The organism is Microbacterium sp. UBA7513, from assembly GCF_002478345.1.
GTDB lineage: Bacteria > Actinomycetota > Actinomycetes > Actinomycetales > Microbacteriaceae > Microbacterium.
The window spans coordinates 98,626-111,629 of the sequence record NZ_DLNJ01000015.1 but is presented as its reverse complement, the minus strand read 5'-3'; the positions used below and the strand labels follow the sequence as shown (position 1 = coordinate 111,629).

The following is a 13,004-nucleotide window of genomic DNA, read 5'->3' as shown; positions in this document are numbered from 1 at the left end:
ACGCGTAGGAGCGTTGCCCCGATAGAGTGCGGGCATGACTGAGTTCACGTACAAGCTCACCGACGCGGAATACGCCGAAGCGCTCCGCGCGGCCATGGACGCATCGAACAAGGCGCGGTTCGAGGACGGCCTCGAGGATCAGGCTGCCGCGATCGGGGTTGCAGCGGGTGAGGCTAAGGCTCGCGAGATCGCACTGCGGCGAACCCGCGGCGTGTAGCGCGTTCATCGGTGCGCTCCGAACTGCGCGGCGATCGCACGGTTGATGTTGAGCATCGAGTTGACCTTCGTGCGCAGAGCGCGTTCGGTGCCTTCGGCGTAGTGGTACTCGGCCTTGACGTTGTGCCAGGCCTCGAGTTCGGCCTGCGCGTCGGTGTCGGCCATCGCGCGGGCGAACGTCGCGGGGACGTTGTTGCGGCCGTAGTGGGCGAGCTGGGTCTGCTTCCTCGCGATGTAGGCACGCTCGGCGGCGTAGCGGCGGGCGTTGATCTCGAGCATCACGTCGGGCATGCGCTCCATCAGCCCGACGGACTCGCGGATGAAGTACTCCATCTCGGTCGGGTTGGTCGGCTGGTAGTCGAGGAGCTGCGCGCCCGCCTTGATCGCGAACGTCGCAGCCTCGGTGGTCATCGCCTCGCCCGTGCTCGGGTTCGTGTACATCAGCGGCGTCCCTTCTTGCGTGCGGCGGCGCGGCGGGCGGATCGGTTCTGGGGCGGGAGGTGGTCGCGCGGCGCGGGCCGTTCGATGACGGGAGTCTTGGGCTCGGTCGCCGTCGGGGCGGCCGCGGCGGCGGAGATCGCCCAGGCGGACTCGGCGAGCGCCTTCCGCTGGTTGCGGGCGGTGCGGTGCAGGTCGGTGCCGGCTTTGTCGGGCGTGAAGGCGCGGACGGCGCGGGCCTCCGCTTCGAGGGTGTCGATCTGCTCGATCGTCTCGGTGGCGAGGAACTCGGCCGCCCAGTCGCGCTCCGCCGCCGGCGCGGTGTTCGCGGGGGCTTCCGGGAGGTCGCGTTCGTCGACCTCCTCCTCGATGCGGATGTCGCCGAGGAGATCACGGAACGTCTGCCGGAACGCGACCATGCGCACGGTCCGGCCGAGGTGCCGCATCGGCGAGCGGTCCCACTTCGCCGCCCACTCCTCGGACGCGGCGGGGTACTGCTCCGCCCAGCGGATCGTCACGGTCGTCGGGATGCGGACACCCTTGCGGTAGACCTCGACGCGCGCGAACTCCGGGTGCGCGACCTCGACGCGGATCGTCTCGCCGTCCGTGCCGGTGACGATCGTCGGCGCCCACGCCTGGGTCCAGGTCTCCCCGTCGTCGGAGAACTCGACGGGCCCGGTGCCGTCCCACTCACCCGAGGCGTGCACGATGTGCTCGACCTCGCCGATGGTCTTCTTCTCGATGAGCTCAGTCGTTGACATGCTCGACCTCCTGGAACTTCAGAGCGGGCGCCTTGCGGGTGGTGCGGGGGAAGTGCTTCAGCGCCGATGCCTCGAGCACGGCGAGCTCGACGCGCAGCGCCTCGACGTGGGCGTGGACCTCGGGGGCGGCGGCCTTCCATGCGGCTTCGTCGATCGACACTGTCTCGGCGACGGTGGTCTGGAACCCGCCGTGCTCGGTCATGCCGACGGTGCCGAAGCGCTGAGCACCGGGGAGCTTGGCGGTCGCGGCCTTGACCTTCGCGTTCGCGGCCTTCTCCGCCTTCACTGCGGCGTCGAGGTCGCGCTTCAGCGGCGCCCATGCGGCGACGGCGTCCGTGACGTCGTCGGGGAGGTCGTCGACGTCGGGGCAGCCGGCGTCGCGCCAGGCGATGAAGTTGTCGGCGCGGTCGACGAGGTACGCGATCATCTCCTCGTCCCGGGGCACCGGGATCCAGGTCGCGCCGTCGGCGGGCGGCATGTCGTCTTCGTCGCGGACCTCGAACCCGTAGAGGGCGTAGTCGGCGCCGAGGACGTGGATCTGCCACTGCATCTGCGCCATGTGCTCGATGGGGATCGTCCAGGAGTCCCAGCCGAACTCGTGGGACTTCACCTCGATGACGACGAGCGCGCCGTCCTGGTCGATGCCGATCGCGTCCGGGGTGGCTCGGTGTAGGTCGTTGTCGAGCGCGGCCCACAGTGCGGCGTTGGGGGTGAGCGATATGAGGCGCTCGGCGGCCTCGTCGAGTAGGGCGGCCTCGCGGGCGTGCCCGGCCGCCGTTGCCCGGTTGCCGCGGAAGGTCGAGCCGTTCATCTTCTGCTCGACGATGGCGCGGCGCGCCTTGATGCCGGCGCGTGCGATGCGCCATACGTCGGAGGCGGTGACGCCCTCGCCGCGCTCGAGCATCCACACGGTGCGGGGTGCGTCGCCGGGGACGACGACGCGGGCGGCGGTGATCTGCGGGGTCATGACTGGTCGCCCTTCTTCGGGAGCGGGATGAGGAACGCGGCGACGAACGTCGCCAGGCTGAGGAGGACGCCGAGGTCGGCGCCGTTGACCCCGGTCGTCGGGTCGGCCGCGGCGGGGCCGCAGATGGCCGTGCCGAGCAGCGCGGCCACGACGGCGACTATGCGTCCGGGAGACAGCGGCCAGATGCTGCGGTGATCGGTCGCGACCGGTCCGTCGATCACGGGCGCGGTGCGCTCGGCGACGCTGAGGTGCATGTCAGCGGTCATCGGGGCGAAGTCGTCCACCGGTTCGACGTTGTCGTCGGTATCCTGTGTCTGAGGCATGTGCTTGCCTTTCGTTTTCTGGTGGGGCGTCCGTTGCCGCGGGCGCCCCGCTTTCGTGTGTGGGGTCAGGGTGTGAGGGCGCCGGAGTCGAGCTGCGCGAAGGCGTCGCGGTACTTGGCGATGCCGAGGACATCGCACACATCCTTCGCGACAAACCACGGCTGTCCGTCGCGCACGACAGTGCGAACCTCGACGCCTTCGAAGCGGAGAGCAGCAACGGCGTTCATCGCACTCCCCCGAACATCAGATTGGCGAACAGGTTCTTGACGCCCTCGGCCCGCTGCTCGTGCTTCTCGGCGTCGGCGCGTTCGATCACGAGGGACCGCATCTCGGCGATCACGTCGTCGAAGTCGACGTCGAGGTACTCACTGCGGTTACCCTCGCCGCCGAGCGCGATGAGGATGCGCTCGTTGTCCCGGGCGTTCTCGCATGCCTCGGTGACGGCGATCCGTCCGAGCTCGTGCCCGTGGGCGCGAGCTGCCCGAGCATGCGTCTGGATACGGCGGTGCGGGTGCTCGGTGATGCCGACCTTGATGCCGACCCGCCCCACCTCGATGGCGTAGATGTGCTTCTCGACACCTGCGAGCGGCGCAGCCCCAGGAATCGTCGCCGTGCGCACCTGGCGGTCGGCGTAGTCGAACACCTCGAGCACGCTCACGACTCGTCCTCCTCGATCGCGGCGAGACCGGCGGCCATCAGCCGCAGGAGGACAGCGACGGCCAACGCGGCGAGCGTCACGATGAGGAGCAGCAGCCCCCATGGTGCGAGGACGAACGCGAAGACCGCGGCGACGACGGCGAGGACGGTGTAGGCGTAGGACGTGGCCCGCACGATCGGGCTCAGCCGTCCGGTCGGGGCAGCCGTCCCCACGGTGCCCCGACCCGACATGCCCGATACCCCAGCGGGCACCCGGACCCCAGACCGGGAGATCATGATGCGGCCGCTTCGTCAGGGTCGGTAATGCGCGTAGCGAGCCACGCATCCAGGTCGACCGGATAGAAGACGTTGAGGGCGCCCTGCTTGAACTTCTTTGGCCCCTCGCCCGCGGCAAGCAGATTGCGCAGGGTCTGGTACGCGAGACCGCAGTACTTCGCGGCGTCGCGGGTGGTGAGCACTGCTCCCCGTCGTGCGCCGACGTGAACGGCTGCGCCGGTCATGATGCGACCGCCTCTGCTGCATGCACCGGAGTCGCTGCGCGTTCCCAGAGCACGGGAAGGCTGACGCCGAGGAAGCGCGACGCCAGAGCCATTTCGACCGCGTTGAAGGGAGTGACTCCGTTCAGGCGCCGACCGATCGTGTGCTGGGTGATCCCCACTGCGAGCGCGAGTTCGGCTGCGGTGCGACGCTGCCGCGCGAGCTCCGCGCGGACCTCGTCTGCGAAGCGCCGAGCGGCTACATCCCCGTGAGCCGATGCATGAAGTTCCATGCAGGTACCTTCGCATGGATATCCATGCACCGTCAACCTCGCCATGCATATTGTGCAATATTCATGCAACTGCCATGATGGTCCCCATGACCGAAACAGAGTTCGCCGAGTTGTTCTCCGACGCCCTCGTCAGCGAGATCAAAGCCGAGATGGGGCGGCAGTCCCTTTCCTCCCGCGGCCTCGGGCGCCTCATAGGCAAGTCGTCTCAGTACATGTCCGACCGACTCGACGGCGGCAACGTGAAGACAGGCCGCAGGGTCATCCTCAACGTCTGGGACATCTCCGCGATCGCCAAGGCCCTCGGCATCTCGGAGGTCGAGCTGATCACCCGTGCTGAGAATGTCGCACGTCGCCGCCAGGATTACGACTTGGTCGCTAATGAATCGATCAACGAGTTCCCCGAGGGCCACGACACCGACTACGACCACGCATGAACGGAGGGGTCAACATGAGCGCGACCACAGAGCATCCCAACGCCACCTACCACCGCGTACAGATCGGTCTTCCGTGATGCCGCTCGACGCGTGGAACCTCGCCGCCGATCTCGGCCTCGAGGTTCGGGAGAAGCGCGGCATTCACCGCAGCGGCTACGCCCCCGATTCCAACTACATCGAGATCACTCCCGGGATGCGCGGACGCGTCCTGCGAGGCGTGATGTACCACGAGATCGGGCACCACGTCCTCGGACATAGGCCGACCGAGTTCGGCCTGATCCGAAAACGACAGGAACACGCGGCGAACTTCTGGGCGATCCGCCAGCTGATCACACCCGAGACCTATGCAGCGGCCGAGCGGTCCCGCGAGGGCCACGCCACAGGCATGGCGATCGACCTGAACGTCCCCGACGAGTTCGTTTTGCTCTACCGGCAGACCCTGCTCCGCACTGAACAGGCGACCTACGTGCAGCCCCGCATGGGTGTTGGCCAGTTCGCGCACCGCATCGAGGTCGCATAGTGGCGCGCCCGCCGCTCGAGCTTGAGACGTGGGGGCGGATCCGCCGAACAACCGTCAAGGGCAAGCCGACCGCCGTTGCCTACTACCGCGACTCTGACGGCGTCACCCGCCTCATGCAGCGGAGCGGTCGCACCGGCGCGGACGCCGAACGCAACCTCGTGAAAGCGCTGAAGAAGCGACTCGCACCAGCGAGTGAGCTACTCACCCCCGACTCGCTTGTGAGCGACCTCGCGACCGCATGGCTCGACACGAAGACTCGCCTCGCCGAGGGGTCCATCCGGATCTACAAGAACGCGATCGAGAAGCACATCACGCCCGGGCTCGGCTCTGTCCGCCTCGCCGAGATCACGGTGCCACGACTCGACCGCTTCGTCACGTCGCTCGCCCGGTCCTCCGGTGCGGGGACCGCGACGACCGCTCACGTCGTCCTGCGAGGGATGTTCACCCTCGCCGCCCGCCACGGAGCGGTACGGCCCAATCCCATGACGGACGTTCCGGCGCCCGAGAAGGCGAAGCGGACCGTGAAGCGCGCAGCGCCCAACGTCGAGGTCGTGCGCGCGATGCGGACACGCTTCGAGGAGTGGGACGCCGGCACGGAGCCGCGGCCGGCGGACGACCGCCGCCGTCGCCGGCCGCGTGCGAGCGAGCTGCTGGACACAACCGACATGATCATCGGCACCGGCATCCGCACCGGCGAGCTGCTCGCCCTGCAATGGGACCAACTGGACCTGGACGCGAAGCTCGCCACGATCCGCCGCACGATCGCGCAGGACCGAGACGGGAAGTTCTTCGTGCAGGAGTTCACGAAGTCGGACGCCGGGTATCGCGAGCTCGAGCTTCCCGACCACGTCGTCGACATGCTGATGCGGCGGCGCGTCGCGTCGTACTCCGCATTCGTCTTCGCATCGAGCGTGGGCACCTTCCGACATCCGAACAACTACCGGACGACCTGGCGCGAAGCACTGCGAGACACGCCTTGGAAGGGCACCACCCCGAAGAGCTTCCGAAAGACCGTGGCCACCGTGGTCCGCGACGAGCTCGGCATCGAAGCAGCGAAGGAGCAGCTCGGCCACGAGGACGAGCGCACCACACGGATGCACTACGCCGACGAGGTGCACCGCGGACCCGCGGCCGGACTTGTTCTGGCGAAGCTGTTCACCTAAAAACCACGACTAAACAACGAATCGCCCCGAATCCGGTCCGGATTCGGGGCGATTTTCTTGGGTCTGAAATGGTCTTTTTCGAGCCGACTACGGGACTCGAACCCGTAACCCCCGTATTACAAGTACGGTGCGCTACCAATTGCGCCAAGTCGGCGGATGCCATCACAGCTTAGCGATGGCGGGCGCGTGCGACGGACTACTGCGCCGGCGCCGAGGTGGCTGTCGGGGTCGGCGTTGGAGTCGCCGACTCGTAGTAGGCCTCGCTGGCGACCGACATGACGAACGTCGACAGCTCCTGCGGGTCGTCCAGCGCGCCGACGTAGGCCTCGCCGTTGACGACGATCATCGGGGCGGCGGTGAGCACGAGGTCGTCAGAGCCGGGGAGCGGCCCCTCGAGCGCGCGGGTCGTCGCCTCCTTCGCCCAGCTGACGTAGTCGCCGTCCTGGATGCAGGAGCGCACAGTCTTGGCGTTGTCCACGCCGACGGCGCCCGCGAGATTGGCGAGCTCTTCGTCGGACATCCCGTCGCTGCCCACATCGGGCTGGTCGTCGAGGAGGTCGTGGTTGAACGCGTAGAACTGGTCCGGCGAGTGCGTCGCCACGCAGGCGGCGGCCGCGGCGGAACGCAGCGAGTACTTGGTGCCGTTGGAGCTGGCGGTGAGGAGAGCGACCGGGTGGTAGCTGACGGTCGCGGCACCGTCCTCGATCCACTGCGCGAGCAGCCGGGCGTTGGCGCGCTCGAACTTGCCCGCGTCGGGCGAGAGGTAGTCGACGTACACGTGGACCTCGACAGCACCTGCCGCCGACGGCTCGGGCGACGGCGTCTCGCTAGTGCCGGCCTCGCTGGGCTCGGGGTCCGGCGTGGGGGAAGCGGTACCGGCGATCGCCGCGGACGCGATGTCGGTCACCACGACGCCGTCGGCCTCCATGCCGGTCGGGCTGAGCTGCGGCTTGGACGTCTGCGAGGTCACGGCGAGCGTCACGGCGGTCCCGATCGCGCCGACCGCGATGATTGCGACCGCACCGATGATGATCCGTCGCATGAGACGCGCCCGCGACTGCTGGGCGTGCACCTTCTGCGCCTTCTCCCGCACGGCCTCGCGCGAAGTGCGAGGGGCGGGGACGTTCGGCGTTTCGTCGCTCGACATCGTTCCTCTTGAGTCTCAGGGGGTCCGGGTTGGCCCCGACCACCGTCGGGCGGTGATCGCCGCTGCGCACGGCCGGGTTCGATGCTAACCAGTGAGGCTGAGAAATACCCAGGTGCGAGGGTTCGTGCCATACTGATTTCGACCCGATGAAGGGTCACGGCGGGTCGCTCCGCCGCTTCATTCACTACGGATCGTCCGGCACGTACCTGCCGGTGAAGGAGAAACACGATGGCATCTGTGACTTTCGACGAGGCCACCCGCCTGTACCCCGGCGGCACCCGTCCGGCTGTCGACAAGCTCAACCTCGAGGTGGGAGACGGCGAGTTCCTCGTCCTGGTCGGTCCCTCCGGTTGCGGTAAGTCCACCTCCCTCCGCATGCTCGCCGGCCTCGAAGAGGTCAACTCCGGCCGCATCCTCATCGGCGACCGCGACGTCACCGACGTGCCGCCGAAGGACCGCGACATCGCGATGGTGTTCCAGAACTACGCGCTGTACCCGCACATGACCGTCGCCGAGAACATGGGCTTCGCGCTCAAGATCGCCGGCGTCGGCAAGGAGGAGCGCGCCGCGCGGGTCCTCGAGGCCGCGAAGCTCCTCGACCTGGAGCAGTACCTCACCCGCAAGCCGAAGGCCCTCTCCGGTGGTCAGCGTCAGCGTGTCGCCATGGGTCGCGCGATCGTCCGTCAGCCCCAGGTCTTCCTCATGGACGAGCCGCTGTCGAACCTCGACGCGAAGCTCCGTGTCCAGACTCGCACGCAGATCGCCTCGCTGCAGCGTCGTCTCGGCGTCACCACGGTCTACGTCACGCACGACCAGACCGAGGCGCTCACCATGGGCGACCGCATCGCCGTGCTCAAGGACGGTCTGCTCCAGCAGGTCGGCTCGCCGCGCGACCTGTACGAGAAGCCGGAGAACGTCTTCGTCGCCGGCTTCATCGGCTCGCCCGCGATGAACCTGTTCTCGGCCGACCTGGCCGACGGCGGCGTGCGCTTCGGCACCGAGATCGTCCCGCTCGACCGCGACACCGTGGGCCGCGCCAACGGTTCGCAGGTCACGGTCGGCGTCCGCCCCGAGGACATCACCGTCGGCCCGGCGGACGGCCAGGGCCTGTCGGTCGTCGTCGACCTCGTCGAGGAGCTCGGCGCCGACGGCTACCTGTACGGCCACACGGAGATCAACGGCAAGCGCACCGATCTGGTCGCCCGCGTCGACGGCCGCAACCACCCGAACGCCGGCGAGACCGTCACCCTCGCCGCGAACCCGGGCCACGTGCACGCCTTCGACCTCGAGTCCGGCGACCGCCTGAATGACAAGCCGGTCGTCTCGGCCTGATCGGACACCTCCACCGCGGCGCGGGCTGACTTCGGTCGCCCGCGCCGCGTCATTTCCCCGGCACCCTCAGGAGCCCCCATGCAGGAATCCCTCCGGATCACGGCCAAGACGGTCGACCCCGGTCTGCTCGCTCTGCCCTGGTCGACGCCTCTGGAGAAGTGGCCGTCCGAGCACATCGTCTCCCTCCCCAAGGGCCTCTCGCGCCACCTCGTCCGCTTCGCCGACCTCTCGGGTCGCGTCGTGGCCGTCAAGGAGACGACGACCGAGATGGCGCGGCGTGAGTATGAGATGCTCGGCAACCTCGCGCGCCTCGACGTACCGTGCGTGGAACGTGTCGCGGTCATCGCGGGGCGCACCGACGCGTCGGGGGCGCCGCTCCCCGCGGCACTGGTCACCTCGCATCTGCGCTTCTCGATGCCCTATCGGGCGCTGTTCACCCGGGTGCTCCGTCCGGACACGGCCACCCGCCTCGTCGACGCGCTGGCGCTGCTGCTCGTGCGCCTGCACAACGTCGGCTTCTACTGGGGCGACGTCTCGCTCTCCAACACTCTGTTCCGCCGGGATGCCGGAGCCTTCGCGGCGTACCTCGTCGACGCGGAGACCGGAGAGCTGCACGAGGAGGGTCTGACGGACGGACAGCGCGCCTACGACCTGGACCTCGCGCGCACGAACATCGCCGGCGAGATCATGGACCTCGCCGCGGGCGGTCGCCTGGAGCACGGCGTCGACGCCGTCGCCATCGCGGACGGCATCGTGTCGTCCTACCGGTCGCTGTGGGCCGAGCTCACCGCGCAGGAATCGTTCTCCGCCGCCGAGACCTGGCGCATCACGGAACGCGTCGAGCGGCTCAACGCCCTCGGCTTCGACATCGACGAGATGTCGATGTCGACGACCGCCGACGGCACCGTGGTGGAGATCCAGCCGAAGGTCGTCGATGCCGGGCACCACCAGCGCCGGCTCATCCGTCTCACTGGTCTCGACGTCGAGGAGAACCAGGCCCGGCGGCTCCTCAACGACCTCGACGAGTTCCGTGCCCGCTCCACCAAGCAGTGGGCGGACGAGGAGATGTACGCGCACGAGTGGCTCACGCGCGTCTTCGAGCCCGTCGTGCGAGCCATCCCCTACGACCTGCGCGCCAAGCTGGAGCCGGCCGAGGTGTTCCACCAGGTGCTGGAGCACCGCTGGTACCTGTCGCAGGCGCAGGGACGCTCTGTGGCCCTCGCGGAGGTGCTGACGAGCTACATCAACGACGTGCTCCGCCACCGGCGCGACGAGGCCACCATCATGGGGCCGCCGACCGAGACGATGGGCCTCCCCGTCGTCACCGGCACGCTGGCGCTCGGCGACGACGACGAGGTGGACTGGCGCGACCTCGTCTGAGACCGTGCCCGCACGTCGGCGCCGCGCCCGACGGCGTCAGTACCCGACGGTGAACCGCTCGCGGTGGTGGTTGGCTTGCTCAATCTCGTCGACGATGGCGACGGCGAAGTCCGCCCCGGAGATGTACGACTTCCCGTCCTCGTCGCGGACGAGCACGTCACCACCGTCCCGGTAGTGGCCGGTGCGCTCGCCCTCCGCCCACGGCCCGAAGACCTCGGCCGGGTGGACGAAGAACCAGTCCAGGCTGTCCGCGGTGCGCTCCAGGAGCGCGAGGGAGTCGATGCCGACCTGCGCCTCGTGCTTGTACTCCTCCGGGAACCCCTGATCGAACAGACGGGGGCCACCGGGCGCGACGAGGCTGCCGCCCGCGCCGCCCACGACGCCGAGCCGGGTCTCGGTGCCGTCGAGCAGCCCGACCACGTTCGTCAGCGCCTCGAGGACACGGTCCTCCATGTCGCCGCGCGGGGAGAGCGCGGAGACCACGGCATCGGCACCCGCGAACGCCTCGGTCAGCGTCGCAGGGTCGAGCGCGGACCCCTGCACGTAGGCGGCACCCGCGACCGGATCCGCCGGAGTCGAACGCGAGATGGCGACGACCGCGTGATCACGACTCACCGCCTCCGCGACGATGTGGCGTCCGGCGTAGCCGGTTCCTCCCAGGACGATGATGCGGGCCATGCGTATTCCTCTCGGTCAGTCCGCGGCGCGGACGGTCGCGACCTGGTACAGCGCGACCGAGGCCGCGATTCCCGCGTTCAGCGACTCGGTCGCCGCGGAGATGGGGATGGAGACGATCTGGTCGCAGGTGTCGGTCACGAGGCGAGACAGGCCCTTGCCCTCCGAGCCCACGACGATGACGACGGGGCGGTCCGCCAGCTCCAGCGCCGGCAGCGAGACGTCGCCGTCGCCGTCGAGTCCGAGCACGAACACGCCCTGCTTCTTGAACTCCTTGAGCTGCGTGGTGAGGTTCGAGGCCAGCGCGACCGGGATGCGCGCAGCCGCGCCCGCACTGGTCTTCCACGCCGCCGAGTTCACCCCGGCGGAACGGCGCTGCGGCAGGATGATGCCGTGGCCCCCGAACGCCGCCGTCGAGCGGATGATCGCACCGAGGTTGCGAGGGTCGGTGATCCCGTCGAGGGCGACGAACAGCGGCGTCTCGCCGCGATCGATGACCTGCTCCAGGAGGTCCTGCGGGTGCGCGTACTCGTACGGCGGCACCTTGAGGGCCACGCCCTGGTGCACGCCGTCGAAGCCGGCCATGCGGTCGAGCTCCTGACGCGTGACCTCGAGCACCGGGATGTCGCGGTGGGTCGCGATCGACAGCATCTCCTTGACGCGGTCGTCCATCTCGACGCGCTGCGCGATGTACATCGCCGTCGCCGGGATCTTCGCACGCAGCGCCTCGAGCACCGAGTTGCGGCCGGTGACCGTCTCGGTGTCGGTGGTGTTGTCCTTCGACCGGGCGCTGCGGTTCGGGTTGCCTCCGGAGGCGGGGCGCCCACCGGGCTTGCCCTTTCCGCCCGCAGCCGCGTAGCGCTCGGCCGCGGCCTTGCGCTTACCGGCGGGGTGCCATGCGCGGTCCTCCGCCTTCGGCGTGGGGCCACGCCCCTCGAGCGCCTTGCGCCCGAGACCGCCGGTGCCCTTGGTCGGGCCCTTCTTGTTTCCCTTGCTCGCGCCGGGGCGCCCTGGCTTAGCCATCGATACTCCAATGAGTTCCGGCCGGAGTGTCCTCCAGCGTGATACCTGCGGCGGCGATCGCGTCTCGGATGCGATCCGCCGCCGCCCAGTCCTTCTCCGCGCGCGCGGTGGCGCGCTGCGCGATCATCTCCTGCACCAGCGCGTCCAGCGCCGCTGCCTGCACATCCCCGGCCTTCCGGGAGCCCGCGTCCTCCACGAGGCCGAGCACACCGGTCATGGCGAGCACCGCCTGCGCCGCGTCCAGAGCCGCCGCGGTGTCACCTGCGTCGAGAGCCGAGTTCCCGGCCCGCACGCTCTCATGGACGACGGCCAATGCCTGGGGCACGCCGAGGTCGTCGTCCATCGCCTCGACGAAAGCGGCGGGCAGGCTCTGCGCGTCACCGCCACCGAACCCTTCTTCGGCCCCCCGGAATGCGCGATCGAGGAACGAGCGGATGCGGCCGAGCGCCGCCTCCGCCTCGGTCCAGGACGATTCCGAGAGGTCGAGGCTCGACCGGTAGTGCGCGGCGGCGAGGGCGTAGCGCACGACCAGCGGGTCCCGCTCCGCGAGCACGTCCCGCGCGAGCGTGAAGTTGCCGAGCGACTTCGACATCTTCTGGCCGTCGACGGTCACGAGGCCGTTGTGCACCCAGTAGCGGGCGAAGCCGTCTCCTGCTGCGGTCGACTGCGCCAGTTCGTTCTCGTGATGAGGGAACCGCAGATCCAGACCGCCGCCGTGGATGTCGAACTCCGCGCCGAGGTATCGCTTCGCCATGGCCGAGCACTCGATGTGCCAGCCCGGGCGCCCCGGCCCCCACGGCGACGCCCACGTCGCGTCGGTGGGCTCGTCGGACTTGGCGCCCTTCCACAGAGCGAAGTCCTGGGGGTTGCGCTTGCCCCGCGGGTCGGCGTCCTGCGCCGCCTCCATCGCGTCCACGGACTGATGGGTGAGATCGCCGTAGGACGGCCAGGAGCGCACATCGAAGTACACGTCGCCCGACCCGTCGGGAGCGGGGTACGCGTGGCCCCGGTCGATGAGCAGCGCGATGAGCTCCTGCATCTGCGGGACGGAGGCCGTCGCCCGCGGCTCGTACGTGGGCGGCAGGATGCCGATGCCGGCGTAGGCCGTGGCGAACTCCTGCTCCATCCGATAGGCGAGCGCCCACCACGGCTCGGCTTCCGTGGCGTTGGCGAGCACCTTGTCGTCGATGTCGGTGACG

The 13,004-nt window shown here is 69.1% G+C and carries 19 protein-coding genes and 1 tRNA gene; 6 read left to right on the top strand and 14 right to left on the bottom strand.

Features of this window, described 5'->3' with window-relative positions:
• The first annotated feature begins 34 nt into the window (after positions 1-34).
• Positions 35-217: a hypothetical protein gene (locus tag B2W79_RS07910; RefSeq protein ID WP_292788411.1), complete on the top strand. Its 183-nt coding sequence runs from the start codon at positions 35-37 to the stop codon at positions 215-217.
• 5 nt (positions 218-222) lie between these two features.
• Here the strand turns inward: B2W79_RS07910 and B2W79_RS07905 are convergent, their stop codons facing one another.
• From B2W79_RS07905 to B2W79_RS17645, 9 genes are all read right to left on the bottom strand, one after another.
• The gene (locus B2W79_RS07905) at positions 223-657 is read right to left on the bottom strand and encodes a hypothetical protein (RefSeq protein ID WP_292788410.1); all 435 of its coding nucleotides are present in this window, start codon (positions 655-657) and stop codon (positions 223-225) included.
• Complete coding sequence (locus B2W79_RS07900; RefSeq protein WP_292788409.1) at positions 657-1,415, bottom strand: hypothetical protein; 759 nt, start codon at positions 1,413-1,415, stop codon at positions 657-659. The genes B2W79_RS07905 and B2W79_RS07900 overlap by 1 nt, the downstream gene beginning before the upstream one ends.
• The gene (locus B2W79_RS07895) at positions 1,402-2,382 is read right to left on the bottom strand and encodes a hypothetical protein (protein ID WP_292788407.1); all 981 of its coding nucleotides are present in this window, start codon (positions 2,380-2,382) and stop codon (positions 1,402-1,404) included. Before B2W79_RS07895 ends, B2W79_RS07900 begins: the two co-directional genes overlap by 14 nt.
• Entirely contained in the window at positions 2,379-2,705 is a 327-nt protein-coding gene (locus B2W79_RS07890; RefSeq protein WP_292788405.1) for a hypothetical protein, read from the bottom strand. Before B2W79_RS07890 ends, B2W79_RS07895 begins: the two co-directional genes overlap by 4 nt.
• Before the next feature lie 65 nt (positions 2,706-2,770).
• On the bottom strand, positions 2,771-2,932 hold the full coding sequence (locus B2W79_RS07885) for a BRO-N domain-containing protein (RefSeq protein WP_292788403.1): 162 nt from the start codon (positions 2,930-2,932) through the stop codon (positions 2,771-2,773).
• On the bottom strand, positions 2,929-3,363 hold the full coding sequence (locus B2W79_RS07880; protein WP_292788401.1) for a hypothetical protein: 435 nt from the start codon (positions 3,361-3,363) through the stop codon (positions 2,929-2,931). Before B2W79_RS07880 ends, B2W79_RS07885 begins: the two co-directional genes overlap by 4 nt.
• Entirely contained in the window at positions 3,360-3,593 is a 234-nt protein-coding gene (locus B2W79_RS07875; protein ID WP_292788399.1) for a hypothetical protein, read from the bottom strand. Before B2W79_RS07875 ends, B2W79_RS07880 begins: the two co-directional genes overlap by 4 nt.
• A 41-nt stretch (positions 3,594-3,634) precedes the next feature.
• Positions 3,635-3,862, bottom strand: coding sequence for a helix-turn-helix domain-containing protein (locus tag B2W79_RS07870; protein ID WP_292788397.1), 228 nt, complete (start codon positions 3,860-3,862; stop codon positions 3,635-3,637).
• On the bottom strand, positions 3,859-4,131 hold the full coding sequence (locus B2W79_RS17645) for a helix-turn-helix domain-containing protein (RefSeq protein WP_313391132.1): 273 nt from the start codon (positions 4,129-4,131) through the stop codon (positions 3,859-3,861). Before B2W79_RS17645 ends, B2W79_RS07870 begins: the two co-directional genes overlap by 4 nt.
• 86 nt (positions 4,132-4,217) lie before the next feature.
• Between B2W79_RS17645 and B2W79_RS07865 the strand changes: the two genes are divergently transcribed.
• The 3 genes from B2W79_RS07865 to B2W79_RS07855 all read left to right on the top strand — a co-directional run bounded on the left by B2W79_RS07865 (position 4,218) and on the right by B2W79_RS07855 (position 6,248).
• Entirely contained in the window at positions 4,218-4,565 is a 348-nt protein-coding gene (locus tag B2W79_RS07865) for a hypothetical protein (protein ID WP_292788395.1), read from the top strand.
• A gap of 73 nt (positions 4,566-4,638) precedes the next feature.
• Positions 4,639-5,085, top strand: a complete 447-nt coding sequence (locus B2W79_RS07860) for an ImmA/IrrE family metallo-endopeptidase (RefSeq protein ID WP_292788393.1) — start codon at positions 4,639-4,641, stop codon at positions 5,083-5,085.
• Positions 5,085-6,248 carry a tyrosine-type recombinase/integrase gene (locus B2W79_RS07855; RefSeq protein WP_292788391.1) on the top strand — a complete coding sequence of 388 codons (1,164 nt, stop codon included), beginning with the start codon at positions 5,085-5,087 and terminating at the stop codon, positions 6,246-6,248. The genes B2W79_RS07860 and B2W79_RS07855 overlap by 1 nt, the downstream gene beginning before the upstream one ends.
• An 81-nt stretch (positions 6,249-6,329) precedes the next feature.
• Here B2W79_RS07855 and B2W79_RS07850 read toward each other — a convergent pair.
• Positions 6,330-6,402 (bottom strand) — tRNA-Thr (locus B2W79_RS07850).
• Between the two features lie 42 nt (positions 6,403-6,444).
• Positions 6,445-7,395 (bottom strand): DsbA family protein, encoded by a 951-nt coding sequence (locus B2W79_RS07845; RefSeq protein WP_071328834.1) that lies wholly within the window; start codon positions 7,393-7,395, stop codon positions 6,445-6,447.
• 228 nt (positions 7,396-7,623) lie between these two features.
• Here B2W79_RS07845 and B2W79_RS07840 point away from each other — a divergent pair, with 228 nt between their 5' ends.
• Positions 7,624-8,727 carry an ABC transporter ATP-binding protein gene (locus B2W79_RS07840; protein ID WP_060921924.1) on the top strand — a complete coding sequence of 368 codons (1,104 nt, stop codon included), beginning with the start codon at positions 7,624-7,626 and terminating at the stop codon, positions 8,725-8,727.
• A 78-nt stretch (positions 8,728-8,805) separates the two neighbouring features.
• Complete coding sequence (locus B2W79_RS07835) at positions 8,806-10,107, top strand: DUF4032 domain-containing protein (RefSeq protein WP_292788387.1); 1,302 nt, start codon at positions 8,806-8,808, stop codon at positions 10,105-10,107.
• A gap of 36 nt (positions 10,108-10,143) precedes the next feature.
• Here the strand turns inward: B2W79_RS07835 and B2W79_RS07830 are convergent, their stop codons facing one another.
• The 3 genes from B2W79_RS07830 to cysS form a co-directional block, all read right to left on the bottom strand.
• A complete protein-coding gene (locus B2W79_RS07830) occupies positions 10,144-10,785 on the bottom strand; it encodes an NAD(P)-dependent oxidoreductase (protein WP_071328836.1) in 642 nt (213 codons plus the stop codon).
• A gap of 15 nt (positions 10,786-10,800) precedes the next feature.
• Positions 10,801-11,805, bottom strand: a complete 1,005-nt coding sequence (gene rlmB, locus B2W79_RS07825; protein ID WP_071328837.1) for a 23S rRNA (guanosine(2251)-2'-O)-methyltransferase RlmB — start codon at positions 11,803-11,805, stop codon at positions 10,801-10,803.
• A partial coding sequence (gene cysS / locus B2W79_RS07820; protein WP_292788384.1) for a cysteine--tRNA ligase occupies positions 11,798-13,004 on the bottom strand: 1,207 nt, incomplete at its 5' end. The genes cysS and rlmB, both read right to left, overlap by 8 nt.

Coding starts and splice junctions, on each gene's coding strand:
- B2W79_RS07910 (WP_292788411.1), top strand. CDS start 35: ATGACTGAGTTCACGTACAAGCTCACCGACGCGGAATACGCCGAAGCG.
- B2W79_RS07905 (WP_292788410.1), bottom strand. CDS start 657: ATGTACACGAACCCGAGCACGGGCGAGGCGATGACCACCGAGGCTGCG.
- B2W79_RS07900 (WP_292788409.1), bottom strand. CDS start 1,415: ATGTCAACGACTGAGCTCATCGAGAAGAAGACCATCGGCGAGGTCGAG.
- B2W79_RS07895 (WP_292788407.1), bottom strand. CDS start 2,382: ATGACCCCGCAGATCACCGCCGCCCGCGTCGTCGTCCCCGGCGACGCA.
- B2W79_RS07890 (WP_292788405.1), bottom strand. CDS start 2,705: ATGCCTCAGACACAGGATACCGACGACAACGTCGAACCGGTGGACGAC.
- B2W79_RS07885 (WP_292788403.1), bottom strand. CDS start 2,932: ATGAACGCCGTTGCTGCTCTCCGCTTCGAAGGCGTCGAGGTTCGCACT.
- B2W79_RS07875 (WP_292788399.1), bottom strand. CDS start 3,593: ATGTCGGGTCGGGGCACCGTGGGGACGGCTGCCCCGACCGGACGGCTG.
- B2W79_RS07870 (WP_292788397.1), bottom strand. CDS start 3,862: ATGACCGGCGCAGCCGTTCACGTCGGCGCACGACGGGGAGCAGTGCTC.
- B2W79_RS17645 (WP_313391132.1), bottom strand. CDS start 4,131: ATGGAACTTCATGCATCGGCTCACGGGGATGTAGCCGCTCGGCGCTTC.
- B2W79_RS07865 (WP_292788395.1), top strand. CDS start 4,218: ATGACCGAAACAGAGTTCGCCGAGTTGTTCTCCGACGCCCTCGTCAGC.
- B2W79_RS07845 (WP_071328834.1), bottom strand. CDS start 7,395: ATGTCGAGCGACGAAACGCCGAACGTCCCCGCCCCTCGCACTTCGCGC.
- B2W79_RS07840 (WP_060921924.1), top strand. CDS start 7,624: ATGGCATCTGTGACTTTCGACGAGGCCACCCGCCTGTACCCCGGCGGC.
- B2W79_RS07835 (WP_292788387.1), top strand. CDS start 8,806: ATGCAGGAATCCCTCCGGATCACGGCCAAGACGGTCGACCCCGGTCTG.
- B2W79_RS07830 (WP_071328836.1), bottom strand. CDS start 10,785: ATGGCCCGCATCATCGTCCTGGGAGGAACCGGCTACGCCGGACGCCAC.
- rlmB (WP_071328837.1), bottom strand. CDS start 11,805: ATGGCTAAGCCAGGGCGCCCCGGCGCGAGCAAGGGAAACAAGAAGGGC.